Source organism: Streptomyces sp. BRA346 (assembly GCF_052851135.1).
Genome location: NZ_JAIWIH010000014.1, coordinates 102990 through 126265, shown reverse-complemented (window position 1 = coordinate 126265; position 23276 = coordinate 102990). Strand labels below are relative to the sequence as shown.

The following is a 23276-nucleotide window of genomic DNA, read 5'->3' as shown; positions in this document are numbered from 1 at the left end:
TCGTCGACCCGGTCGGCCGTCCACAGCAGGGCCAGCTCGCGCAGCGCGGTGAGGTTCCCGGGCCGGAAGTAGTTGGACAGCGCGGCGTCGACCTTGTCGAGCGCGTAGATGTTGCCGTGCGCCATGCGACGGCGCAGCGCCTGGGGCGACATGTCGACCAGCTCGATCTGGTCGGCGCGGCGCACCACCTCGTCGGGCACGGTCTCCCGCTGCCGTACGCCCGTTATCGACTCGACCACGTCCCCCAGCGACTCCAGGTGCTGGATGTTGACCGTGGAGACGACGTCGATCCCGGCCTTCAGCAGCTCCTCGACGTCCTGCCAGCGCTTGGTGTTGCGGGAACCGGGGACGTTGGTGTGGGCCAGCTCGTCGACGAGCGCGACGCCGGGGCGGCGGGCGAGCACCGCGTCGACGTCCATCTCGGTGAAGGCGGCGCCCCGGTACTCCAGCTCCCGGCGCGGCACCTCCTCCAGACCGGCCATCATCACCTCGGTGCGGCGGCGGCCGTGGTGCTCCACGAAGCCGACCACGAGGTCCGTGCCCCGCTCGACGCGCCGGTGCCCCTCGGACAGCATCGCGTAGGTCTTGCCGACGCCCGGCGCCGCGCCGAGGTAGATCCGGAGTTTGCCGCGTCCCATGACCCCATTTTCCTCGTTCGCCTATTTTTCCAGCTGGTGGAGTGCGAGGTTCAGCTCCAGCACGTTGACCCGCGGCTCGCCGAGGAAGCCGAGCGCGCGGCCCGCGGTGTGGTCCTCGACCGGCCGGGCGGCCTCGGCGCGGGGCAGCCCGTTGGCCCGGGCCACGCGGGTCACCTGGAGGGTGGCGTACGCGGGCGAGATGTCCGGGTCGACGCCGGAACCGGAGGCGGTGAGGGAACTCATGTCGCCCTCAGAACCTCTCGGGGAAGAGGAGGGCGAGGACCAGATAGCCCAACAGCGCGACGGCCACGACCGGGCCGACGACGTTCTCGGCGGTCACAGCTTCGTCACCCCTTTGGCGACGAGGGCCACCAGCGCGACGACCGCGAGCGTGGCGACGACGAAGGCCGGATCGGCCATCGTGGGCTCCTAGAGGATCGGTGGCGTGCTGTCCTCTTGAGGAAACCCCTGCGGAGGGCGCGTGAGCCCGCCGTTGACGGCTCCCTTACGGCGCCGGGCGCCGTCTTGACGCCTCCCTGACGCCGGGGCCCGCGCGTACGAACCCGCGCACGGGAAATAGCCGGTGGGCCGTACTCCGCAGAGAAAAGTACGGCCCACCGGTAGAACGCTCACATCAGCCGAGCCTTACGCCGGGGACTCAGCCGGATGCGAGCGAGCAGCCCGCCAGAGCGTCAAGACCGGAGGGGGCGGTCGAGCCCTGGCGGGAGAATGAGATCTTGATGCGGTCGATCGTGGACTTCCGCTTGTCCTCCAGCGGGCCCAGGATCGCGTTCTGCACGAAGTTCGGGCCGCCTTCGCCCGCGGAGGTCGAAAGTCTCTTGTTGGCCTCGCCGAGCTGGGTGTCCAGGAGGGCGAGGTTGCGGTCCACCTCCGCCTGGGCGGCGGCCGGCACGTCGCCGATCTCACCGGCGACGTCCGGACAGCTGATCGTCTGGCCGGACCCGGCGCCCGCGTCCGCGCCCTCGTCCGCACCGGCGCCCGTGTCGGCACCGGACTCCTCCGCGCCGGGGTCGGCCGACGCCGCGCCGCTCGCGGCGGCCGTCGGGCTCGCCCCGGCCCCCGCCTCGGTGCCCGCCCCTGCGTCACCGCCGGACAGCGTGCACTCGGCGAGCGCGTCCAGACCCGTCGGCTTCTCGGCCCGGCGCCCGATGGAGATCGCGATGCGGTCGAGGGTCGACTTCCGCTTGTCCGCCAGCGGACCGAGGATCGCGTTCTGCACGAAGTTCGGGCCGCCCTCGCCCTGGCTGGTGCTCAGCCGCTTGTTCGCCTCGGCGAGCTGGGTGTCCAGAAGGGCGAGGTTACGGTCAACCTCCGCCTTGGCCTCCGCGGGGATCTCCGGAAGGGATCCCTCCACGGCGGGGCAGCTGATGGAGGACGCGGCCTTGACCGACGCCTTCGCCTCGCTGCTGCTGCCGTCCTGACCCGCCATGGCGGCTCCCACCGCCACGGACGCACAGGTGATACCGCCGATCACACCGGCGACGACGATCCGCCGGCGATGAAGTAACGGAAGGCCTCGGGACATTGATCACTCACCTCGTTGAGGTCGGACAGGAAATGAGCCCGTCGCGTCCGCTCTCCCACTGCCGCGGGCGCGCCGGGGGTCTCTCGCCCATCAGTACGCCCGCGGTGGCACGGGTGTTCAACGATTCACAGAAAAAAGTCGAAGGGGCCCGGGGAGACTCCCCGGGCCCCTTCGGACCTGGCCTTACGTACGCGGCGCGGCCCGCGGTCAGCGCACCTCGGTGATCTCCGGACCGCGCTGGAGCCGGTCGGCGCCGCCCGCGAACCGCGAGCCCTGCGCCTCCTCCTGCTGCACCCCGTCGGGCACCATCTGCGCGTCGTTCGGCAGCTTGAGCACGATCGGGTCGCGCGGGGCCATCGGGCCCTCACCGCGCACCACGACCGTGTCCTGGAAGATCGCCTCCAGCAGGCTGCCGGTCTCGGGCTGCACGGCACCCTGCCCGGAGATCACTCCGCGCAGGAACCAGCGCGGCCCGTCGACGCCGATGAAGCGCACCACCTGGACGCCGTTCTTGCCGTCCGGCAGCTGCACCGGCACCTGGGCCCGCAGCTCCCAGCCGAGCGGGCCCTCGACCTCGTCCACCACACCGCCCTGCTGGGTGATGCCGGTGGCGATCTCGTCCCGCACCTCGCCCCAGATGCCTTCCTTCTTGGGCGCGGCGAACGCCTGCAACTGCACGGCACTGTCCCGCAGCACCACGGTCGCGGCCACGATCGCGTCCCCCGCGACCTCCACCCGCAGCTCCATGCCCTCGACACCGGGCACGAACATGCCGCCGAGGTCCACCCGGCCCTCGCCGGGCTCCCGCACCTCGGACACGTCCCACGGGCCGTCGGGACGCGGTGCGGGGGGCAGGCTCACCCTGGGAGCCTCCTCGTCGCCCTCGTCGACGAGGGCCGCCGCGTCCTCCGCGTCCTCGGCCAACTCCTCGGAGGTCACGTCGAGCGACTCGACGTCCTCCTCGCTGCGCTTGCGGCGACGTCCGAACACGTCATCGTCCTTCCCGGTCGGAACCGACCGAAGCGTATCCATTCCCACCCGTTGTGCCGCCCACGGCGGCATGGCCGCCGGTGGACCCGAAGCCCCCTTCGGCCCGCGCCGACTCGGGAAGCTCCGCCACCTCCTGGAAGCGCACCTTCTCGACCTGCTGGACGACCATCTGGGCGACCCGGTCGTAGCGCTCGAACCGCACGCTCTCGCGCGGGTCGAGATTGACCACGATCACCTTGATCTCTCCACGGTACCCGGCATCGATGGTCCCCGGGGCATTCACCATGGCGACTCCGCAGCGGGCGGCGAGTCCGGACCTCGGATGCACGAAGGCGGCATACCCCTCCGGGAGCGCGATAGACACTCCGGTGGGCAGAACCGCGCGCTCCCCCGGGGCCAGCTCCGCCGCCTCGGTGGTGACGAGATCGGCACCGGCGTCCCCCGGGTGGGCATACCCCGGGATCGGCACCTGGGGGTCCACCCTGCGGATCAACACGTCCACCGGTACGGGAGTCACGGATTCACCTCGAATGCGCGCGCGACCTTCACCTGATCCGGGTCGGCGAGCGCCGCGTTGATCTCCTCCGACCGGCCGTTCTTGATGAAGTGGTCGACCTGCACCTCTATGAAGAGGGCCTCCGCGCGCACCGCGACGGGCCCCTCGGGGCCCCCGATGCGGCCCGTGGCCGCACAGTAGATCTTGCGGCCGTGCACGGCGGTCACCCGTGCCTCCAGGTGCAGCACGGTGCCGACGGGCACCGGCCGGACGAAGTCCGTCTCCAGCCGCCCGGTCACCGCGATCACGCGCTGGAGCCAGTTGAGGGCCCCGAGCGTCTCGTCCAGCGCCGCGGTCAGCACCCCGCCGTGGGCCAGGCCGGGCGCGCCCTGGTGGGCGGCGTCCACGGTGAACTCGGCCGTGAGGCCGACGCCCTCGCCCGCCCGCACGCGCAGGCGCAATCCGCCGCTCTGCTCGCCGCAGCCGAAGCACTGGTCGTAGTGCGCGCCGAGGAGCTCGCCGGGCGCGGGCGCGTCGGGGTGGCGCACGGGTGCCGTGGCGCCTGCCGGCGGCTTCAGCACTGTCGTTCTTCCACTCACAACGGCTGACCTTACCCGCGCGGGATGCCCGGGCAGGCGGCCATGCCAAGCTGATACGCATGCAGCCTTACGACGAACGTCTCACCGCGCCCCGTTCATGGTGGTTCATCGCGATTCTGATCGGGTTCGCCACGGCGTTGATCATGCTGCCCTTCGGCACCCTGCCGATGCTCGGCGGCCTGATCGCGGGCGCGGCGCTGGCGTGTGTCGCGGTGAGTTCGTACGGCTCGGCCCGGGTGCGGGTGGTGGCGGGCTCCCTGGTCGCGGGAGAGGCCAGGATCCCGGTGTCGGCCCTCGGAACCCCCGAGGTGCTGGACACCGACGAGGCGGCCGCCTGGCGGAGCTACAAGGCCGATCCGCGAGCCTTCATGCTGCTGCGGAGCTACATCCCGACCGCGCTGCGGGTCGAGGTCACCGATCAGCAGGACCCCACGCCGTATGTGTACGTCTCCACCCGGGACCCCGAGGGACTGGCCGCGGCGCTGACGGCCGTACGCGCCGAGACGGCCTAGGAAACGCCCTACGGCCTAGGGAGCGTCCTGAGGGCCCTGCTGCGGGGGCTGAGGGCCCGGCCGCGGAGGCTGCGGGGGCTGTGAGGGCGGCAGCTCGCCCGGGGCGCCGGGCGGCTCGCCGGTGGCATCCGGGGACGGAGGAAGGGCCTCCCAGGGCACCTGGCGGTCGCGCAGATCCTTGCGGATCTTGCGCGCGAGTCTCTTGGTGTCGCGCCGGTTCATCGAGGCGCCGACGGCGGCGCCGACCATGAAGGGCGCAAGGACCGGCAGGTTCCGGAAGCTCCGTCTCACCACCTGCTGGCGCAGCTCGCGCTTCATCCGGACGTTCAGCGCGGCGTTGACGCTGCCGGGGACAGTCGGGTCGATGCCGCGCTCCTCGGCCCATGCGCTGAGGTAGACGGTGGCCCGCTGCCGCACCGTCCCGGGCGCCCGCAGCCCGTAGACCTCGTGCAGCTCGGCGATGAGCTTGAACTCTATGGACGCCACGCCGACGATCTCGGTGGCCAGCTCGGTGGGCATGGCGGGCGGGGCCGGCAGCATCGCCGCGGCACCAACGCCCGCACCCACGGTGGAGGTGCCGTTCGCCGCACCCGCCACCAGCTTGTCCGCGATCTCTTCCGGGCCGAGCCCGGGGAACTGCTTGCGGAGCGTCGCGAGGTCGCGGACCGGAATACGCGGTGCGTTCGCCACGATCCGGTCGGCGACCGCGTACACCCCCGCCCGGGCACGACCACCGCCCTGCCGGACGCCGCGGCCGAGGGCGGCCGCGAGCGAGGCCACCCGGCCTCGCTCGACATGTGCCCCGTCCACGCCGCCGTGCTCCGCGTCCACGACTGGCCTGCGGCTCAGGCCGCGCAGTCGCGGCAGATCGGCTGGCCGTTCTTGGTCTCGGCGGCCAGCTGGCTGCGGTGGTGCACGAGGAAGCAGCTCATGCAGGTGAACTCGTCGGCCTGGCGGGGCAGCACCCGGACGGACAGCTCCTCGTTGGAGAGGTCCGCACCGGGCAGCTCCAGGCCCTCGGCCTGCTCGAACTCGTCGACGTCGACGGTGGACGCCGACTTGTCGTTCCGCCGGGCCTTGAGTTCCTCGATGCTGTCCTCGTTGACGTCATCGTCGGTCTTGCGTGGGGTGTCGTAATCCGTTGCCATGTCGCTCTCCCCCTCTGGGTGTCTGCGGTGTCTCAGCGCTCGTAACGCGTGAGAGGCCGGACTTGTGCCCGACCTGAGGCGGAGATTTTGCCTCACATCAAGGTCTGTTACTCAATCGACACCCAACCGCACCCCTGAAGAGGTGATCGGGTTGGATGGCCATCGGGACCGTACACGGTCCGAATGTCGCACTCTCATGCGCCATGACGTGTACTTCCCGTGATCACGGTGCCTGAAAACCCGGATTTTTACGGCTTTCCGGCAACCGGCACGATCACGCAGAGTGTATGGCTTGAAAATCGCCCATGTGATCGATCACACACGATGCAGGCGGTGGGCGGATCACGAAAATTCCGCCCAAAGCGAACACCCCACGAGGGTACTACCCCTTCCGCCATTCCGCCGTCTCGCCGTTTCGCCGTTCCGCGCTCAGACCGGGAGCACCACCCGCATCACCAGGCCACCGCCCTCCCGCGGCTCGGCCGCGATGCGGCCGCCGTGGGCGCGCGCCACCGAGCGGGCGATCGACAGCCCGAGGCCCACGCCCTTGTCGCTGCCGGTGCGCTCGGTGCGGAGCCTGCGGAACGGCTCGAAGATGGCGTCCATCTCGTACGCCGGGATCACGGGTCCGGTGTTCGCGACGACCAGCAGCGCCTGTCCCTGCCGCACCTCGGTGGTCACCTCCACCCAGCCGTGGTCCGGGACGTTGTACCGCACCGCGTTCTGTACCAGGTTCAGCGCGATCCGCTCCAGCAGCACCCCGTTGCCCTGGACCACCGCGGCCGCCCGCTCGCCCCGGATCTCCACGCCCTTGGCCTGGGCCTCGGCCCGGACCTGTTCGAGGGCCTGGGAAGCCACCTCGGCGAGATCCACCGGCTTGCGGTCCACGATCTCGTTGTCGCTGCGGGCCAGCAGCAGCAGCCCCTCCACCAGCTGCTCGCTGCGCTCGTTGGTGGCCAGCAGCGTCTTGCCGAGCTGGACCAGCTCCGGGGACGCCTGCGGGTCGGACAACTGCACCTCCAGCAGGGTGCGGTTGATCGCCAGCGGGGTGCGCAGCTCGTGCGAGGCGTTGGCGACGAACCGCTGCTGGGCGGTGAACGCCCGGTCCAGCCGTTCCAGCATCTCGTCGAAGGTGTCCGCCAGCTCCTTCAGCTCGTCGTCCGGCCCGTCCAGCTCGATCCGGCGGGACAGGTCCGAGCCCGCCACCTGACGCGCCGTACGAGTGATGCGGCCCAGCGGCGAGAGCACCCGCCCGGCCATGGCGTAGCCGAACGCGAACGCGACCACCGCCAGCCCCAGCAGCGCCAGCAGCGAGCGGCGCAGCAGCCCGTCCAGGGCGTAGTCGCGCTGCTGGGACATGCACTGGGCCACCGCCCGGTTGAACGCGTCGTTGTTGCCCTGGCTGGGCAGATGGCAGGTGTCCGAGGGCTTGTAGTCGATCCGCACGATCTGGAGCGGGAACTCGCTGCCCCGGCGGATGGCGTCGGCCGCCAGCAGGTAGATGATCGTCAGCAGCACCACACCGGCGATCAGGAACATCCCGCCGTACAGCAGGGTGAGCCGTATCCGGATGGTGGGGCGCAGCCAGGGGTTGGGCGGCGAGGTGTGCTGCGGGTCCCAGTGGGGCTTGGGCGGTGCCGCCGGCGGAAGCGGAGTCGTGGCCATGCGCGGTCAGATCCGGTATCCCGAGCCGGGGACGGTGACGATCACGGCGGGCTCGCCGAGCTTGCGCCGCAGCGTCATGACGGTCACCCGGACGACGTTGGTGAACGGGTCGGTGTTCTCGTCCCAGGCCTTCTCCAGCAGCTGCTCGGCCGAGACGACGGCGCCCTCGCTGCGCATCAGGACCTCCAGCACCGCGAACTCCTTGGGCGCCAGCTGGATCTCCTTGCCGTCCCGGAACACCTCGCGGCGGTTCGGGTCCAGCTTGATCCCGGCCCGCTCCAGGACCGGCGGCAGGGCGACGGTGGTGCGGCGGCCGAGTGCCCGCACCCGGGCGATCAGCTCGCTGAACGCGAACGGCTTCGGGAGGTAGTCGTCGGCGCCGATCTCCAGCCCCTCGACGCGGTCGCTGACGTCACCGGAGGCGGTGAGCATCAGGACGCGGGTGGGCATGCCCAGTTCGACGATCTTGCGGCACACGTCGTCGCCGTGGACGAGCGGCAGGTCACGGTCGAGGACCACGACGTCATAGTCGTTGACGGCGATGCGCTCCAGGGCGGCGGCACCGTCATACACGACGTCGACGGCCATGGCCTCCCGGCGCAGTCCGGTGGCCACCGCGTCGGCGAGCAGCTGCTCGTCCTCGACGACGAGTACACGCACGTCGTTCGTCCTTCCCTCATGGCCGCGGCGGGCTCTCGTGCTCCACAGCGTTCGGCGCCTCCATCCTGCCTCGAAGTCTCATAAACCGGCGGTAAGAGGCGCCCGACGGCCGACTTCAAGATCATCAAGAAACTTTTGGCGCCGGAGGTTTCCGCTCCGAGTGGGGTGGGGAGGACGACTGCACACCCCGCGATCACGCCCTGTACGTGGCTATCCATTGAGCCGCCGCCACTCTCAGGGATTCACGTACGTGATCGCTCCCGCCGTCGGCACACCCCCGTGCCACCGACCCACGACGAGGGGGCGCACCATGGACGCGTTCACCGCAGGCATTCTGCAGCGTATAGAGACCACCCAGTCCGATCTGACTCGCGCCCGTGAGACGGGCGACGAGTTCCTCGCCGATGTGGAGCTGGCGGAGCTGGAAGACCTCCGTCGACTGGCCGCCGAGCACGGCGTCGAAGTAAGCGCCGCTTGATCCAGATTGCTTGATCCAGTGCGCCGCCGGTTCCCTTCGGCGGCTTGATCACCCGGTGTGACGGAGACCGATCCAGCTCCGGTACGCCGAACCGCCCAGCACGACCGGCACAATCCACGCCGAAGCGCCCCGGTGCCCTCCTGGCACCGGGGCGCTTCGCGTGCCCTGGGGGTGGCGGCGGGCCGGCTCAGTCGTGCCAGGCGCCCAGGTCCTCCAGCAGCGCCCGGAGCGGCTCGAAGAGGCCGGGGGCGGCGGCGATGGTCAGCTCCGTCGAGGCGGGTACGCCCGGCCGTCCGCCGGTCAGCGCGCCCGCCTCGCGGGCTATGAGGGCACCGGCCGCGTAGTCCCAGGGGTTGAGCCCGCGCTCGTAGTACGCGTTGAGCCGGCCGCAGGCCACGTCGCACAGGTCGATGGCGGCCGATCCGCCGCGCCGGATGTCGCGCACCTGGGGCAGCAGTTCGTGGAGGACCCTGGCCTGCCCGATGCGGCGCTCGCGCACATAGCCGAAGCCGGTGCCGATCAGCGCCTGCTCGAAGGGGGGTGCGGGGCGCACCCGCACCCGCTCCCCGTCGGCGTACGCGCCCTGGCCGAGCACCGCGTGGTACGTCTCGCCGCGCATGGGCGCCGCCACCACGCCGACGACCGGCTCGCCGTCCCGCTCGACGGCGATGCTGACCGCCCAGGACGGGAGGCCGTAGAGGTAGTTCACCGTGCCGTCGATCGGATCGATCACCCAGCGGACCCCGCTGCTGCCCTCGCTGCTCGCGCCCTCCTCGCCCAGCACGCCGTCCTGCGGGCGGTGCTGCGCGAGGAAGTCGGTGATCAGTTTCTCGGAGGCGACGTCCATCTCGGTGACGACATCGATCGGGCTGGACTTGGTGGCGGCCACGCCGAGGTCGGCCGGGCGGCCGTCGCGCAGCAGGTCCCCGGCCCTGCGGGCGACCTCCAGGGCCAGATCGAGCAGTTCGGCGTTGAGCGAGTCGGTCATCGTGCTCCTTGGTGGATTACCCGTGCGTCCTGCGTGTGCGCGTGCGACGGCCCTGGAGATCAGCCGGAACGGCTCCCCGGCCGGCCCCGGCTAGTCGGCCCCGGCGGCGGCCGGTCGCGGCGAGCGGGCCGGGCAGCAGCCCACCGGGCAGAGGTCGTGGGACGGGCCCAGCGCGCCCAGCGCGCAGCGCTCGGGCGCCACGGGGGCGTCCCCGGCGGCGAACCGCTCGGTGGCGGCGCGCTCCAGCAGCAGATCGCGCACCGCCGCCGCGAACCGCGGATCGGCGCCCACTGTCGAGGCACGGGCGACCGGCAGGCCCAGGTCGGCCGCCTTGGCGGCCGCCTCGGTGTCCAGGTCGTACTTGACCTCCATGTGGTCCGAGACGAAGCCGATCGGGACCATCACGGCGGCGGGCACGCCCTCGCCGTGCAGCTCCTCCAAGTGGTCGCAGATGTCCGGCTCCAGCCAGGGGATGTGCGGGGCGCCGCTGCGGGACTGGTAGACCAGCCGCCAGGGGTGCACGGCGCCGGTCTCCTCCCGCACCGCCTCGGCGATCAGCCGGGCGACGTCGAGGTGCTGGGCGACGTACGCTCCGCCCTCGCCGTGGTCCGGGACCGGTCCTGAGGTGTCCGCGGCGGCGGTCGGGATGGAGTGGGTGGTGAAGGCGAGGTGCGCGCCCGCCCGCAGCCCCTCGGGCAGCTCGGCGAGCGCGGCGAGCGTCGCGTCCACCATGGGCCGGACGAAGCCGGGGTGGTTGAAGTAGTGCCGCAGCTTGTCCACGCGCGGCAGCGGCAGCCCCTCGCCCTCCAGGGCGGCGAGCGCGTCCGCGAGGTTCTCGCGGTACTGGCGGCAGCCCGAGTACGAGGCGTACGCGCTGGTGGCGAGCACCGCGATGCGGCGGTGGCCGTCGGTGACCATCTCGCGCAGGGTGTCGGTCAGGTACGGGGCCCAGTTGCGGTTGCCCCAGTAGACCGGCAGGTCAAGACCGTGCTCGGCGAAGTCCTTGCGCAGCGCGTGCAGCAGCTCGCGGTTCTGGGCGTTGATCGGGCTGACGCCGCCGAACAGGAAGTAGTGCTGCCCGACCTCCTTGAGCCGCTCGCGCGGGATGCCCCGGCCCCGCGTGACGTTCTCCAGGAACGGCACGACGTCCTCCGGGCCCTCGGGCCCTCCGAAGGAGAGCAACAGCAGGGCGTCGTACGGGGCGGGGGATGGCTGCGATGGCTGTTCCGGCATGGTTCTGATCCTGCCACCGGTCCCGGACCGGCGGGAAATGCCCCTGCGCGGGCCCCGGAGTGGCCGTAAGCTGTATCAGCTTCGACGTTCCTTACCCCCTCGGCCCCGCCGACCTGCTCTCTTCGCTCCCGCCGTCCCGTCCCGCCGCTCTGCCCGCCCGCGGAGGCCCCGCCATGCCCGGACCCGGTCCGTACCGTGTGATCTTCGCCGCCCCCGGCGCCAAGGCGTTCTCCGCGGCCGGGTTCATCGGGCGGATGACGGTGGCCATGACGAGCATCGGCGTGGTCACGATGGTCTCCCAACTCACCGGGCGGTACGGGCTCGCCGGGGCGCTGGCGGCCACCCTCGCGCTCTCCGTCGCCGTCATCGGCCCGCAGACCTCCCGGCTGGTCGACCGGTACGGCCAGCGCCGGGTGCTGCGCCCCGCGACGCTCATCACGCTCACCTCGCTGGCCGGACTGCTGCTGGCGGCCCACCGGGGCTGGCCGGACTGGACGCTGTTCGTGTTCGCCGCCACGGCCGGCTGCGTGCCGAGCGTCGGCTCGATGGTGCGGGCCCGCTGGGCGGCGATCCACCAGGACGCGCCGCGTGCACTGCACGCCGCGTACGCCTGGGAGGCCATCGTCGACGAGGCCTGCTTCATCCTCGGGCCGATGATCGCGATCGGGCTGTCCACCGCCTGGTTCCCGGAGGCGGGCCCGCTGCTGGCGGGCTGTTTCCTGGCCGTCGGCGTCTTCTGGCTCACCGCGCAGCGGGCCACCGAGCCCGTGCCGCATCCGCGCGGTTCGCACAGCGGTGGCTCCGCGCTGCGGTCGCGCGCGCTCCAGGTGCTGGTCCTCACCTTCGTCGCGGTCGGGACGATCTTCGGGGCGGTCGACGTGGCGACGGTGGCGTTCGCCGAGGCCGAGGGCCACAAGGCGGCGGCGAGCCTGGTCCTGGCGGTGTACGCGCTGGGCTCGTGCACGGCGGGAGCCGTCTTCGGACTGCTGCCGCTCAAAAGATCGCTGTCTTTCCGCTGGTTGCTGGGTATTTGTGCGATGACCGTGAGTATGATCCCCCTCCAACTGGTCGGGAACCTGTCGTTTCTGGCCGTGGCGCTCTTTGTCGCGGGCCTGGCCGTCGCACCGACGATGGTCACGACCATGGCCCTCGTCGAACAGCACGTACCACGCGCGCGCCTGACCGAGGGCATGACCTGGGTGAGTACCGGGCTCATGGTCGGCGTGGCGCTCGGCTCGTCGGCCACCGGAGGGGTGGTGGACGCCGCCGGGGCCCGCGCGGGGTACGCGGTGCCGGCCGTGGCCGGGGCGCTCGCGGCGGCGGTGGCGTTCCTCGGGTATCGCCGGCTCCGGCCGGCGCCACAGCGGGAGGGGTCGGGTGCGGATGGCCGTCAAGACCGTAAGAACCGAGCGGAACAGCGTGTGGCGTAACTGGGCGGGGAACGTCATCGCCCGTCCGGTGCGGAGCGTGGCTCCCTCCTCGACCCAGGAGCTGGCCGAGGCCGTGCGCCGGGCCGTGGCGGACGGGCTGCGGGTCAAGCCGGTGGGCACCGGCCACTCCTTCACCACCACGGCCGCCACCGACGGCGTGCTGATACGCCCGGACCGCCTGGTGGGCGTGCGGGAGGTGGACCGGGAGGCGGGCACGGTGACCGTCGCGGCGGGCACCACGCTGCGTCAGCTCAACGAGACCCTGTCGGCCCACGGTCTGTCGCTGACCAACATGGGCGACATCATGGAGCAGACGGTCGCCGGGGCCGCCTCCACCGGCACCCATGGGACGGGGCGCGACACCGCCTCGATCGCCGCCCAGATCAAGGGACTGGAGCTGGTCACGGCGGACGGCTCGGTGCTGCGCTGCTCGGCGACCGAGCACCCGGAGATCTTCGCGGCCGCCCGGGTCGGCCTCGGCGCGCTCGGCGTGGTCACGGCGATCACCTTCGAGGTGGAGCGGGAGTTCCTGCTCACCGCGCGCGAGGAACCGATGTCCTTCGACCGGGTGATGACGGACTTCGAACAACTCGTCGCCGAGAACGAGCACTTCGAGTTCTACTGGTTCCCCCACACCGGCAACTGCAACACCAAGCGCAACAACCGCAGCACCGGCCCCGCCTCCCCCGTCGGCCGGGTCAGCGGCTGGGTGGACGACGAACTGCTGTCCAACGGCATCTTCCAGGTGGCCTGCACGGTGGGCCGGGCGGTCCCCGCCACCATCCCCGGGATCGCCAAGATCTCCAGTCGGGCCCTGTCCGCCCGGACCTACACGGACATTCCTTACAAGGTCTTCACCAGTCCGCGCCGGGTCCGTTTCCTGGAGATGGAGTACGCGGTGCCGCGCGAGGCCGCCGTCCCGGCGCTGCGCGAACTGAAGGCGACCGTCGAGCGGTCGGGGCTGCGGGTCAGCTTCCCGGTGGAGGTGCGGACGGCGCCCGCCGACGACATCCCGCTGTCCACCGCCTCCGGCCGGGACACCGCGTACATCGCCGTCCACCTCTACCGGGGCACCCCGCACCGGGCGTACTTCACGGCCGCCGAGCAGATCATGACCGCGCACGGCGGACGCCCGCACTGGGGCAAGCTGCACAGCCGCGACGCCGCCTATCTCTCCGGGGTCTATCCGCGGTTCGGCGAGTTCACCGCGCTCCGCGACCGGCTCGACCCGGACCGGGTGTTCGGCAACGACTACCTGCGGCGGGTGCTCGGCGGCTGAGCCGCCCGGCCGGTCAGCGGGTGCGCCCCGGGCCGCGCCCGCTCCGGCGCCTCCGGCCACGGCGTGGACATTCGTTCCAGCTCCCGGGGGGAAGCGGACTATAAACGAAGCGGACCGTTCCGATTCTGACGTTCCTGTGAAACTTGCGGCCCAAAATGCGCCCCACTTCGAAGGATTCGGCGCCGGATCACCACGCCACGCCCGAACTCGGCTGGCGCGCCGCTCCACCCGAGCGGCCCAAATGGAGTACTGTGGCGAGCCCTGGCCCCGCTTTCCCGTCCGGCCGCCCGGACCCAACGGGAGGGGGCAGAGGGCGGCAACCAACCGGCCCGGGCAACTCGGCAAAGTTGTGGCAGGCTGCACCCGGGCAGGCCACACTCGTCTAGCGGGAGAGCAGCGACGCAACCGTGACGTCGGCAGGCACCACCCGGGAGGTCCCCATGCCCGAACTGCGTGTCGTGGCCGTCAGCAACGACGGCACACGGCTGGTGCTCAAGGCTGCGGACAGCACGGAGTACACACTTCCCATCGACGAGCGACTGCGCGCCGCGGTGCGCAACGACCGCGCTCGGCTCGGCCAGATCGAGATCGAGGTCGAGAGCCATCTGCGACCCCGTGACATCCAGGCCCGTATACGTGCCGGCGCCACGGCCGAAGAGGTCGCGCAGATGGCCGGCATTCCCGTCGACCGCGTGCGCCGCTTCGAGGGCCCGGTGCTCGCGGAGCGCGCGTTCATGGCCGAGCGCGCCCGTAAGACACCCGTGCGCCGCCCCGGCGAGAACACCGGACCGCAGCTCGGCGAGGCCGTGGCGGAGCGGCTGCTGCTGCGCGGCGCCGAGAAGGACACCGCGCAGTGGGACTCGTGGCGGCGTGACGACGGCACCTGGGAGGTGCTGCTGGTCTACCGGGTCGCCGGTGAGCCGCACTCGGCGAGCTGGACGTACGACCCGCCCCGGCGGCTGGTCCAGGCCGTGGACGACGAGGCGCGGACGCTCATCGGCGAAGCCGACGACACCCCGGAGCCCAGCTTCCCCTTCGTCCCGCGCATCGCCCGGCTGCCCCGGGACCGGGACAAGGACAGAGACAGAGACCGGGACAGAGAAAGAGACTGGGACCGGGGGACATCCTCCGAACAGGGCGACGACGAGGACGAGTCCGCCCTGCCGGTACCGGCGTCCGCCTCGGTGGACGACGGCCTCGGCGAGCGCGACTCGCTGACCAGTCTGCTGGAGGCCGTGCCCAACTTCCGTGGCGACATGGTCGTGCCCGAGGCACCGGTCGTGGCGCCGCCACCCCCGCCGGACGAGCCGCTGGAGGAGGCCGAGGCCGTCGAGCCGCCCGCCCCGGCGGCGAGCGCGGGTTCGGCGTACGCGGATGTGCTGATGCCCCGTTCGGTCGCGGGCCACCGCGACCGGCTGACGGGGACGACGGACCGCCAGGCGGAGGCGGACGGTGTCCGTCCGGGTCGCCGGGCCGCGGTGCCGAGCTGGGACGAGATCGTCTTCGGTACGCGCCGCAAGAAGCAGGAGTAGCCTCCGGGCCGCTCGCTCTCCACAGGCTCCGGGCCCGTCACCGCGGTGCGGTGGCGGGCCCGGAGCCTGGTGCGCGGCGGTGCGGATTCAGCCGGGCTCGTGGCCGGTGGCCACCGGACGGCTGCCGTCGGCGGACCACTCGCTCCACGACCCCACGTACAGAGCCGCCGGAATCCCGGCTTCCGCCAGCGCCAGCACCTGGTGCGCGGCCGAGACGCCCGAACCGCAGTACACCCCGACCTCCGCGTCCCCGGCGGCACCGAGGTCCGCGAAGCGCTCGACCAGCCGCTCGGCGGGCAGCAGATGGCCGTCGGTGGTGACGTTCTCGGCGGTGGGAGCGGAGATCGCGCCCGGGATGTGGCCGCCGACCGGGTCGATCGGCTCGACCTCGCCGCGGTAGCGCTCCCCCGCCCGCGCGTCCAGCAGCACCCCGCGCCGGGCGAGCGCGGCCGCGTCATCCGCCGTGAGCAGCGGCAGGGCGCCGGGCTCCGGGAAGAAGTCCCCCTCGGGCTCGCCCGGGAGTTCGGTGGTCAGCGCGCCCCCGGCCGCGGTCCAGGCGGGCAGACCGCCGTCGAGCACGCGGACGTCGGGGTGGCCCGCCCAGCGGAGCAGCCACCAGGCGCGCGCCGCTGCCCACCCCTGTCCGCCGTCATACGTCACCACGCGCCGGTCCCGGCCGACCCCGGCCCGGCGCATCGCGGCCGCGAACGCGGAAAGATCGGGCAGCGGATGGCGCCCCGCCGCGCCGGCCGGGCTCGCCAGTTCGGTGTCGAGATCGACGTACACGGCGCCGGGCAGGTGTCCGGCCTCGTAGGCAGGGCGGCCGGGCGGGCCGCCGAGCTGCCAGCGCACGTCCAGCAGCAGCGGGGGGCGCTCCCCCGCCAGCGCGTTCATGAGGTCGGGTGCGGTAATGATGGCATTCATGGGAACCATCCTTGCGTAGATCCGCCCGCGACGTTTGGACCCCCCGATCACTCAACGCACAGCTGAACGTCACTCCACGGCAAGCACAGCGAAACGGATGCGCGGCAATAAACCGGTCATTCTTCCTCCGGAGCAGGCATTTTGCGGCGCGGCCGGGCGCTTGCCGTGGCAGGTGGTGCAAATATCGTTCGGGCCCCCCACATCAGCACGTCCGCATCACCGCCCCGCGCCGCCGAACGGCCCGGGGCCGCACGGCCACGACGATGGTCCGAGGAGAGAGTGACGTATGACCGAGGCAACGACTCGGCGCACACCGGGCACGCCCTGCTGGACGAGTTTGATGGTGCACAGCCTTGCCGCGACACAGGACTTCTACCATGCCCTGTTCGACTGGGAGTTCACCCCGGGTCCGCAGCAGCTCGGGGCGTACGTCCGCGCCGTACGGGACGGCGTGCCGGTCGCCGGACTGGGCGAGCTGCCACCGGAACGTCGGCTTCCAGTCTCCTGGATGACCTATCTGGCCTCCCACGACGCCGACGAGACGGCGGAGATGATCCGCGCCTGCGGCGGCACCGTGGCCGTGGGCCCGCTGGACGCGGACGAGGCGGGCCGGATGCTGATCGCCGCCGACCCGGAAGGCGCCGTGTTCGGGGTGTGGCAGGAGGAGGAGCACGCCGCCCTCCGGGAGTCGGGAGCGCCCGGCACCCCGGTCTGGCACGAGCTGACGGCCCGCGACTCCGGGGCGGTCGTGAAGTTCTACCAGATGGTCTTCGGCTACGAGCCGGACGGTACGCCGAGCGCGTCGCCGCCCGAGCCCGGCGAGCCGGTCCGCCGGACCCTGCATCTGGGCGGGCGGCCGGTGTGCGCGCTCCGGAGCGCGGACCGGGCCCTGCCCCGCGACCGGGGCGCGCACTGGATGACCCACTTCGCGGTACGGGACGTGGACGAAGCGGTGCGCCGGGTCGCCGAGTTGGGCGGCCGGGTGGTCGAGCCGCCGTCGGACCGGGCGACCGGGCGCGCGGCCCTGGTCACGGACCGGGAGGGGGCGGCCTTCACGGTCGTCCGGGCTGAGGGGGGTTAGGGAGCCGTCGGCGGGCCCGCGGGCGAGTCGACCGGGAGCACATCGGGTGACAGGCTGGCGGCCCGCGCGCCGGCGGCCGTCATCCGGCGCCGGTGGTGGCGGCGGCACAGCACCTCGTAACCCACCTCGCTCTCCGACTGGTTGACGTCGCCCACCACGACCTGGGCGCCCTCGACGACCATCTCGCCGCCGACCGTACGGGCGTTGTGCGTCGCCCGGGCACCGCACCAGCACAACGCCTCGACCTGGAGCACCTCCACACGGTCCGCGAGTTCGACCAGCCGCTGGGAGCCGGGGAAGAGCTTGCTGCGGAAGTCGGTGGTGATGCCGAACGCGAAGACGTCCAGCCCCAGGTCGTCGACGATGCGGGCGAGTTGGTCGATCTGGAGCGGGGTGAGGAACTGCGCCTCGTCCACGATGACGTAGTCGGCACGGTTCCCGGCCGTCAGCACGCCGACCACATGGGCGTAGAAGTCCAGGTCAGGCATGGCCTCGACGGCCTCGGTGACCAGCCCGAGCCGCGAGGAGAGCTTGCCGTGGCCCGCCCGGTCGTCCCGGGCGTAGATCATCCCCTGGAGCCCGCGGGCCGAGCGATTGTGCTCGATCTGAAGAGCCAGCGTGCTCTTTCCGCAGTCCATGGTTCCGGAGAAGAACACCAGCTCGGGCATGGGGGTGGCGGAGCCTTTCGTACGAGACAGGTGACGGTGACGCGGTCGTGCGGGTGACGCGGTCGCTCAGGAGCGTACTTCGAGCAGCGGGACGAGCTGCTCCACCGGGGTCATCGAACCGTGCAGCCCGACCATCGCGGACTCCTTCGGCTCGGTCTCCGAGGCGACGATCGCGATGTCGTCGCGGGCGGCGGCCACGATGTCGCCGATGCGCCGGTAGACCCGGTCGTCCACACCGCCGGTGCCGCCGGGCGGCCCGAACCAGCCCGCCTCGATGGCCTCGTCACGGCTGGCTACCCACATCCGCTCCCCCACCACCTCGCGCCATACGGCGAGCACGTCGCCGGCCGCGCCGGGGACCGCGTACAGATGGCGGGCACGGCCCTCGCCGCCCAGCAGCGCGACGCCCGCCCGCAGCTCCCAGTCGGTGTCGAAGTCGAGGCGCGACTCCGGGTCGAAGGGGATGTCGATCATGCCATGGTCGGCGGTCACGTACAGCGCGGCGCGGGGCGGGAGTTGTTCGGCGAGCCGCCGGGCCAGCCCGTCGACGTAGCGGAGTTGGTCACGCCACTCCGCGGAGTCGACGCCGAAGCGATGACCCTTGCCATCCACTTCGCTGTAGTACGTGTAGACGAGCGAGCGGTCCGCGGCGCCGAGCTGCTCGGCCGCGAGGTCCATCCGCTCCTCGCCGGAGAGCCGGCCGTGGAAGGTGCCGCCGCTCAGCGCGATCTTGGTGAGCGGGGTCTCCGCGAAGGTCGGCGCGGAGACCTGGCAGGTGTGCACGCCCGCGGCGTCGGCCAGCTGGAAGACCGTGGGATACGGCTGCCAGGCGTGCGGATCCGTCCAGGGCTGCCAGCGCAGCTGGTTCATCAGCTGGCCGGTGGCGGGGTCGGCCACCGTATAGCCCGGCAGCCCGTGGGCGCCGGGCGGCAGGCCCGTGCCCACGGAGGCGAGCGACGTGGCGGTGGTGGAAGGGAAACCCGCGGTGAGCGGGGCGCCGGTGCCGTTCAGCGAGGTGGAGAGCAGCGAGGTCAGGAAGGGCGCCTCGGCGGGGTGATCGCGGAGCAGCTCCCAGCCCAGGCCGTCGATCAGGAAGACGCAGACCCGGTCGGCGGGTGCGAGGGCGAGCCCGGACGTCAGCCCCGGGACCTCCTGGCCCGCGGCGATCGCGGGCAGCAGATCGGCGAGCGAGCCCGTGCCGTAGCGCGGCAGCGGAGCGGCACGGGGGTCGAGCGGGACCGGCTCGGGCCAGGCGGAGTCGGCGGCGGTGGTCGGGCCGGTGGCGGAGCCGGGCATCAGCGGCCGGTGTCCGGCGTGGCCGCGGTGGCCTCGGAGAGCGCCTGGGCGAAGGCGAGGGTCTGGCGGACGGTGTCGGGGCCGTCGCCCGCCTCGCTGACCCGCAGGCTCAGGTCGTCGGCGGTGGACGAGCCGGTGTAGCCGTGGTCGGCCTCGCAGTTGGGGTCGCCGCAGGCGGCGGGCTCCAGGTCGAGGCGGTTGACGGCGCCCCAGCCGATGGTCAGCACGACCTCGCGGGGCAGCGTGCCCGGGGTGTACGACTCGGGGTTGGCGACGACCCGGCTGAGCACGACCGACGAGATGCGCTGGAGCTTCACGGACTCGGTGGAGGTGGTCGCGTACGGCGACGGGGAGGTGCCGTCCGCGGCCTGCTCGTCGGTGTGGCTGACGATGAAGCGGTTTCCGGTGAGGACGAGGACCGTGACATGGCGGCGCACCTCGTTGGCGTCGAACGTGGTCTCCTGATGGACCAGGTACGACACGATCGGCTCGCCGCCCACGGCGGCCTCCACCGCCTCGGCCACGAGTGCCGGGTAATAGCCGCTGCGCTCGATCGCCGCGCGCAGCCCCTGGGTCGTCGTACCGGTCTTCGCCATGGGCACCATCCTACGGGGCGGCGCCGACACCGGCTCCCATGCCCGTCACCGGTCCCGGCCCGTCAGTACGCGGGCAGATGGCGGGGGCCGAGGTCGGTGCGCACGGGCGGCGGCGCCAGCCGCGCGGACGCGCCGAGCACGGAGAGGCCGCGCTGGGCGACGACGACCGGCTCCAGGTCGACGGCGACCACCTCGGGATGGTCGTCCACCAGCCGCGACACCCTCAGCAGCAGCTCTTCGAGGGCCGCGGTGTCCACCGGCTTGGAACCCCGCCAGCCGAAGAGGAGCGGCGCGGTCCGGATGGACCGGATCAGTTCGGCCGCGTCCCGGTCGGTGGCGGGGACGAGCCGGTGGGCGGTGTCGCCCAGCAGCTCGGACGGGGCGCCGGCGAGCCCGAAGGAGAGCACGGCTCCGGCGGCGGGGTCTATCGCGGCCCGTACGACGGTGTCGACGCCGCGCGGGGCCATCCGCTGCACGACCAGGCCCAGCTCCTCGGCAGGGCCGAGATGGGCGGTCAGTTCGGCGTACGCGCGGCGCAGTTCCGTCTCGCCGCCGAGGTCGAGCCGCACCCCGCCCAGGTCGGTGCGGTGGCGCAGCTGCGGGGCGGTGGGCTTCAGCGCGACCGGGTAGCCGAGCCGCCCGGCGGCCCGTACGGCGGCGTCGGGGTCGGGTGCGGGCAGCGCGGGCAGCACGCTGACGCCGTAGCGGGCCAGCAGGCGCTGGGTGTCGGCGGCGGACAGCTCGAGGCCGGATTCGCCAGTCCCGTCCGGTACGGGGGCGTCGGGCGGCGGGATGTCCGGGTGCGGGGCTCCCTCGGGCGGGGCCAGCAGCACCTCGATGTCGGCGGCGGCCCCCGCCTCGTCGATGTCGTCGTACTCCGGCACCCGGCCGGGTTCCTCGGATTCCCGCCGCCAGCGCGCGTACCACACGGCCTCGGCGAGCGCCCGCACCGCGCGCTCGGCGGCCGGATAGGCCGGGATCCGGCGGATCTCGGCCGGTGGTGCGGCGCCGGGCGCCGAGGCCGGGTCGCCGATGCCCGCGAGGGCCTCCGCGAGGCCGGGGATCTCCAGGTGGACCACCGCCACCGGCTTGGCCGCGCCGCGCCCGGACGCCTCGGTGGCCGCCGTGCGGACGGCCGCGGCGAGGTCCGCCGCACGGGCGTCGCCGACCCATGGGATGGCGGTGACGACGACGGCGTCGCACGCGTCGTCGGCGAGCGCCCCGGTCAGGGCGCGGTGGAAGTCCTCGGGGGCGGCGGCCGTGGTCAGGTCGCGGGGCGGCAGCGGGCGCAGCCCCTCGGTGAGGCAGGCGTCGTAGGTGAGCAGCCCGAGGGATTCGGAGTTGCCGAGGATGGCGACGCGCGGCCCGTCCGGGAGCGGCTGGGAGGCGAGCAGGACCCCGGCGTCGGCGAGCTGGGTGACGGTGTCCACACGCAGGACGCCCGCCTGTCGCAGCAGGTCGGAGACGGTGGCGTCGGGGATGCGGGTGGTGGGCACGGCGTGCCCGGTGGGGGCGCTGCCGCTGTGCCGGGCGCCCTTGACGACCACGACGGGCTTGACGGCGGCGGTGCGCCGGGCGAGCCGGGTGAACTTGCGGGGGTTGCCGATGGATTCGAGGTACATGAGGGCGACGTCGGTCTCCGGGTCCTCGTACCAGTACTGGAGGAGGTCGTTGCCGGAGACGTCGGCGCGGTTTCCGGTGGATACGAAGGTGGAGAGGCCGACCATGCCCGCGAGGCCCGCGAGACCCGCCGTCCCCTCGGTGCCGGTGGGGCGGGTGAGTCCGGCGCCGCGCCGGTGCAGCCCGGACAGCAGGGCGATGCCGATCGCGCCGGACTGGGTGAACAGCCCGATGCGGCCGGGGACGGGCAGCCGGGGTGAGAGGGAGGCGTTCAGCCGCACGCCCTCGGCGGTGTTGATGATGCCGAAGGCGTTGGGGCCGATGACGCGCATACCGTAGGTGCGGGCCTGGCGGACCAGGTCGCGCTGGCGGTCGCGGCCCTCGGGGCCGCTCTCGGCGTACCCGGCGGAGAGGACGACGAGCCCCTGGACGCCGTGGTCGCCGCAGTCGGCGACCACGGCGGGCACCTGCGCGGCGGGCACGGCGACGACGGCCAGGTCGACCGGTCCGTCGATCTCGCGCAGGGAGCGGTGGGCCGGGACGCCGTCGGGCTCCAGGCGCGTCCAGTCCTCGGGGAAGGCGTGGTTGACGGCGTGGACCCGCCCGGTGAAGCCACCGTCGAGGAGGTTGCGCAGCACGGTGCGGCCGACCCCGCCGGGGGCGCGGCCGGTTCCGATGACGGCGACGGAGCCGGGGGTGAGCAACCGCTGCACGGAGCGCGCCTCGGCGCGCTGCTCACGGGCGCGCATGACGGCGAGGGAGCGGTCGGTGGGTTCGAGGTCGAATTCGAGGCGGACGACGCCGTCGTCGAAGCTGCGTTTCTGGGTGTAGCCGGCGTCCGTGAACACCTTGATCATCTTGGTGTTGGCGGGCAGCACCTCGGCGGCGAAGCGGCGGATCCCGCGCTCGCGGGCGACGGCCCCGATGTGTTCGAGGAGGGCCGAGGCCACGCCGCGGCCCTGGTGGGCGTCCTGGACCAGGAAGGCGACCTCGGCCTCGTCGGCGGGGGGCCGGTCGGCGTCGCCCTCACCGGGTGGCGGGAGGTGGGCGGGCAGCCCGTCCTCGTCGATGCGGTCGTAGCGGACGGTGGCGATGAACTCGCCCCCGACGGTCGCCGCGAGGCCGACCCGGTCGACGTAGTCGTGGTGGGTGAAGCGGTGGACGTCGCGGTCGGAGAGCCGGGGGTAGGGCGCGAAGAAGCGGTAGTACTTCGACTCGTCCGAGACGTGTTCGTAGAAGCTGACCAGGCGCTGCGCGTCATCGGGCGTGATGGGGCGGATCTGCGCGGTACCACCGTCCCTGAGCACCACGTCGGCCTCCCAGTGGGTGGGGTACGCGTGATGATCCGACGGGCTCGGCATGGGGACAGGGTACGGGCTGAAGTCCGGGACGCAGAGGTCCGCATGGCGGACACCCTTGCGTGAACGGGGGGTGTCGAGGGAAAGTCCGTATCGGACCTGTTCGGACATGACTGGACCCACTCGGGCCCCGACCCGGGCGAGACCGGACACCGTATGATCTGGTCTAGACAACAGCACCCGCAGATCTGAAGGGCAACACCATGGCTGAGCGCCGCGTCAACATCGGCTGGGCCGAGGGCCTGCACGCCCGCCCGGCGTCGATCTTCGTCCGTGCGGCGACCGCCGCCGGCGTCCCCATCACGATCGCCAAGGCGGGCGGCGCCCCGGTCAACGCCGCTTCCATGCTCGCCGTGCTCGGCCTGGGCGCTCAGGGCGGCGACGAGGTCGTGCTCGCCTCCGAGGCCGACGACGCGGAGGTCGCGCTCGACCGTCTGGCGAAGCTGGTGGCCGAGGGCCTTGAGGAGCTTCCGGAGATCGTCTGATTCCGTCCGAATCACATTTCGGCGCGGCGGGGCCGCGGTGAACCATTACGGGTC

The 23276-nt window shown here is 72.5% G+C and carries 25 protein-coding genes; 7 read left to right on the top strand and 18 right to left on the bottom strand.

The genetic code is table 11. The features are described 5' to 3' along the window. The 7 genes from LCH29_RS19280 to LCH29_RS19250 all read right to left on the bottom strand — a co-directional run. Positions 1–638, bottom strand: a 638-nt coding sequence (locus LCH29_RS19280) for a histidine kinase (RefSeq protein ID WP_446462963.1), incomplete at its 3' end; no start/stop codon positions are given. Between the two features lie 21 nt (positions 639–659). Continuing rightward, the gene (locus LCH29_RS19275; protein ID WP_446462962.1) at positions 660–881 is read right to left on the bottom strand and encodes a potassium-transporting ATPase subunit C; all 222 of its coding nucleotides are present in this window, start codon (positions 879–881) and stop codon (positions 660–662) included. Between the two features lie 7 nt (positions 882–888). Further along, positions 889–978: a K(+)-transporting ATPase subunit F gene (gene kdpF, locus LCH29_RS19270; RefSeq protein ID WP_446462961.1), complete on the bottom strand. Its 90-nt coding sequence runs from the start codon at positions 976–978 to the stop codon at positions 889–891. A gap of 318 nt (positions 979–1296) precedes the next feature. Then, a complete protein-coding gene (locus LCH29_RS19265) occupies positions 1297–2184 on the bottom strand; it encodes a hypothetical protein (protein WP_446462960.1) in 888 nt (295 codons plus the stop codon). 207 nt (positions 2185–2391) lie between these two features. Further along, a complete protein-coding gene (locus LCH29_RS19260) occupies positions 2392–3174 on the bottom strand; it encodes a DUF3710 domain-containing protein (protein ID WP_446462959.1) in 783 nt (260 codons plus the stop codon). Between the two features lies 1 nt (position 3175). Beyond that, positions 3176–3691: a dUTP diphosphatase gene (dut, locus tag LCH29_RS19255; protein WP_421106652.1), complete on the bottom strand. Its 516-nt coding sequence runs from the start codon at positions 3689–3691 to the stop codon at positions 3176–3178. Beyond that, positions 3688–4269, bottom strand: coding sequence for a PaaI family thioesterase (locus tag LCH29_RS19250; protein ID WP_446462958.1), 582 nt, complete (start codon positions 4267–4269; stop codon positions 3688–3690). Before LCH29_RS19250 ends, dut begins: the two co-directional genes overlap by 4 nt. A gap of 59 nt (positions 4270–4328) precedes the next feature. Between LCH29_RS19250 and LCH29_RS19245 the strand changes: the two genes are divergently transcribed. Beyond that, a complete protein-coding gene (locus LCH29_RS19245) occupies positions 4329–4781 on the top strand; it encodes a DUF3093 domain-containing protein (RefSeq protein ID WP_446462957.1) in 453 nt (150 codons plus the stop codon). Between the two features lie 15 nt (positions 4782–4796). Here the strand turns inward: LCH29_RS19245 and LCH29_RS19240 are convergent, their stop codons facing one another. From LCH29_RS19240 to LCH29_RS19225, 4 genes are all read right to left on the bottom strand, one after another. After that, positions 4797–5591, bottom strand: a complete 795-nt coding sequence (locus LCH29_RS19240; protein ID WP_446462956.1) for a hypothetical protein — start codon at positions 5589–5591, stop codon at positions 4797–4799. Positions 5592–5626: 35 nt separating this feature from the next. Next, positions 5627–5929, bottom strand: coding sequence for a DUF4193 domain-containing protein (locus LCH29_RS19235; protein WP_009714537.1), 303 nt, complete (start codon positions 5927–5929; stop codon positions 5627–5629). Positions 5930–6358: 429 nt separating this feature from the next. After that, positions 6359–7594 carry a sensor histidine kinase gene (locus LCH29_RS19230; RefSeq protein WP_446462955.1) on the bottom strand — a complete coding sequence of 412 codons (1236 nt, stop codon included), beginning with the start codon at positions 7592–7594 and terminating at the stop codon, positions 6359–6361. Positions 7595–7600: 6 nt separating this feature from the next. Continuing rightward, a complete protein-coding gene (locus LCH29_RS19225; RefSeq protein ID WP_009714539.1) occupies positions 7601–8254 on the bottom strand; it encodes a response regulator transcription factor in 654 nt (217 codons plus the stop codon). Between the two features lie 310 nt (positions 8255–8564). On the opposite strand from LCH29_RS19225, the gene LCH29_RS19220 reads away from it, so the two are divergent. Continuing rightward, positions 8565–8732 (top strand): hypothetical protein, encoded by a 168-nt coding sequence (locus tag LCH29_RS19220; protein WP_167542486.1) that lies wholly within the window; start codon positions 8565–8567, stop codon positions 8730–8732. Between the two features lie 187 nt (positions 8733–8919). On the opposite strand, the gene LCH29_RS19215 is transcribed toward LCH29_RS19220, so the two are convergent. Further along, a complete protein-coding gene (locus LCH29_RS19215) occupies positions 8920–9720 on the bottom strand; it encodes an inositol monophosphatase family protein (RefSeq protein ID WP_446462954.1) in 801 nt (266 codons plus the stop codon). 90 nt (positions 9721–9810) lie between these two features. Beyond that, positions 9811–10953, bottom strand: coding sequence for a ferrochelatase (locus LCH29_RS19210; protein WP_446462953.1), 1143 nt, complete (start codon positions 10951–10953; stop codon positions 9811–9813). Between the two features lie 173 nt (positions 10954–11126). Here LCH29_RS19210 and LCH29_RS19205 point away from each other — a divergent pair, with 173 nt between their 5' ends. The 3 genes from LCH29_RS19205 (at position 11127) to sepH (ending at position 15194) form a co-directional block, all read left to right on the top strand. Then, on the top strand, positions 11127–12383 hold the full coding sequence (locus LCH29_RS19205) for an MFS transporter (RefSeq protein WP_446462952.1): 1257 nt from the start codon (positions 11127–11129) through the stop codon (positions 12381–12383). Then, a complete protein-coding gene (locus LCH29_RS19200) occupies positions 12337–13662 on the top strand; it encodes a D-arabinono-1,4-lactone oxidase (protein WP_446462951.1) in 1326 nt (441 codons plus the stop codon). Before LCH29_RS19205 ends, LCH29_RS19200 begins: the two co-directional genes overlap by 47 nt. Before the next feature lie 407 nt (positions 13663–14069). Further along, a complete protein-coding gene (sepH, locus tag LCH29_RS19195; protein ID WP_446462950.1) occupies positions 14070–15194 on the top strand; it encodes a septation protein SepH in 1125 nt (374 codons plus the stop codon). Between the two features lie 87 nt (positions 15195–15281). Here sepH and LCH29_RS19190 read toward each other — a convergent pair whose 3' ends face one another. Beyond that, positions 15282–16118, bottom strand: a complete 837-nt coding sequence (locus LCH29_RS19190; protein ID WP_446462949.1) for a sulfurtransferase — start codon at positions 16116–16118, stop codon at positions 15282–15284. Positions 16119–16404: 286 nt separating this feature from the next. Here LCH29_RS19190 and LCH29_RS19185 point away from each other — a divergent pair, with 286 nt between their 5' ends. After that, positions 16405–17199 carry a VOC family protein gene (locus tag LCH29_RS19185; RefSeq protein ID WP_446462948.1) on the top strand — a complete coding sequence of 265 codons (795 nt, stop codon included), beginning with the start codon at positions 16405–16407 and terminating at the stop codon, positions 17197–17199. Here the strand turns inward: LCH29_RS19185 and LCH29_RS19180 are convergent. From LCH29_RS19180 to LCH29_RS19165, 4 genes are all read right to left on the bottom strand, one after another. Beyond that, the gene (locus LCH29_RS19180; RefSeq protein WP_446462947.1) at positions 17196–17867 is read right to left on the bottom strand and encodes a thymidine kinase; all 672 of its coding nucleotides are present in this window, start codon (positions 17865–17867) and stop codon (positions 17196–17198) included. The two genes, LCH29_RS19185 and LCH29_RS19180, sit on opposite strands and share 4 nt — an antisense overlap. 66 nt (positions 17868–17933) lie before the next feature. Continuing rightward, on the bottom strand, positions 17934–19163 hold the full coding sequence (locus LCH29_RS19175) for an alkaline phosphatase family protein (RefSeq protein ID WP_446462946.1): 1230 nt from the start codon (positions 19161–19163) through the stop codon (positions 17934–17936). Continuing rightward, on the bottom strand, positions 19163–19759 hold the full coding sequence (locus LCH29_RS19170) for a DUF5998 family protein (protein WP_063735875.1): 597 nt from the start codon (positions 19757–19759) through the stop codon (positions 19163–19165). Before LCH29_RS19170 ends, LCH29_RS19175 begins: the two co-directional genes overlap by 1 nt. Positions 19760–19821: 62 nt before the next feature. Continuing rightward, a complete protein-coding gene (locus LCH29_RS19165; protein WP_446462945.1) occupies positions 19822–22740 on the bottom strand; it encodes a bifunctional acetate--CoA ligase family protein/GNAT family N-acetyltransferase in 2919 nt (972 codons plus the stop codon). Between the two features lie 200 nt (positions 22741–22940). On the opposite strand from LCH29_RS19165, the gene LCH29_RS19160 reads away from it, so the two are divergent. After that, positions 22941–23222: an HPr family phosphocarrier protein gene (locus LCH29_RS19160; RefSeq protein WP_446462944.1), complete on the top strand. Its 282-nt coding sequence runs from the start codon at positions 22941–22943 to the stop codon at positions 23220–23222. The last annotated feature ends 54 nt before the right edge of the window (positions 23223–23276 follow it).

What these genes read in the sequence shown, in the direction of transcription:
- LCH29_RS19275 (WP_446462962.1), bottom strand. Translation starts at nt 881, where the DNA reads ATGAGTTCCCTCACCGCCTCCGGTTCCGGCGTCGACCCGGACATCTCG.
- LCH29_RS19265 (WP_446462960.1), bottom strand. Translation starts at nt 2,184, where the DNA reads ATGTCCCGAGGCCTTCCGTTACTTCATCGCCGGCGGATCGTCGTCGCC.
- LCH29_RS19245 (WP_446462957.1), top strand. Translation starts at nt 4,329, where the DNA reads ATGCAGCCTTACGACGAACGTCTCACCGCGCCCCGTTCATGGTGGTTC.
- LCH29_RS19235 (WP_009714537.1), bottom strand. Translation starts at nt 5,929, where the DNA reads ATGGCAACGGATTACGACACCCCACGCAAGACCGACGATGACGTCAAC.
- LCH29_RS19230 (WP_446462955.1), bottom strand. Translation starts at nt 7,594, where the DNA reads ATGGCCACGACTCCGCTTCCGCCGGCGGCACCGCCCAAGCCCCACTGG.
- LCH29_RS19220 (WP_167542486.1), top strand. Translation starts at nt 8,565, where the DNA reads ATGGACGCGTTCACCGCAGGCATTCTGCAGCGTATAGAGACCACCCAG.
- LCH29_RS19215 (WP_446462954.1), bottom strand. Translation starts at nt 9,720, where the DNA reads ATGACCGACTCGCTCAACGCCGAACTGCTCGATCTGGCCCTGGAGGTC.
- LCH29_RS19210 (WP_446462953.1), bottom strand. Translation starts at nt 10,953, where the DNA reads ATGCCGGAACAGCCATCGCAGCCATCCCCCGCCCCGTACGACGCCCTG.
- LCH29_RS19205 (WP_446462952.1), top strand. Translation starts at nt 11,127, where the DNA reads ATGCCCGGACCCGGTCCGTACCGTGTGATCTTCGCCGCCCCCGGCGCC.
- LCH29_RS19200 (WP_446462951.1), top strand. Translation starts at nt 12,337, where the DNA reads ATGGCCGTCAAGACCGTAAGAACCGAGCGGAACAGCGTGTGGCGTAAC.
- LCH29_RS19190 (WP_446462949.1), bottom strand. Translation starts at nt 16,118, where the DNA reads ATGAATGCCATCATTACCGCACCCGACCTCATGAACGCGCTGGCGGGG.
- LCH29_RS19185 (WP_446462948.1), top strand. Translation starts at nt 16,405, where the DNA reads ATGACCGAGGCAACGACTCGGCGCACACCGGGCACGCCCTGCTGGACG.
- LCH29_RS19180 (WP_446462947.1), bottom strand. Translation starts at nt 17,867, where the DNA reads ATGCCCGAGCTGGTGTTCTTCTCCGGAACCATGGACTGCGGAAAGAGC.
- LCH29_RS19175 (WP_446462946.1), bottom strand. Translation starts at nt 19,163, where the DNA reads ATGCCCGGCTCCGCCACCGGCCCGACCACCGCCGCCGACTCCGCCTGG.
- LCH29_RS19170 (WP_063735875.1), bottom strand. Translation starts at nt 19,759, where the DNA reads ATGGCGAAGACCGGTACGACGACCCAGGGGCTGCGCGCGGCGATCGAG.
- LCH29_RS19165 (WP_446462945.1), bottom strand. Translation starts at nt 22,740, where the DNA reads ATGCCGAGCCCGTCGGATCATCACGCGTACCCCACCCACTGGGAGGCC.
- LCH29_RS19160 (WP_446462944.1), top strand. Translation starts at nt 22,941, where the DNA reads ATGGCTGAGCGCCGCGTCAACATCGGCTGGGCCGAGGGCCTGCACGCC.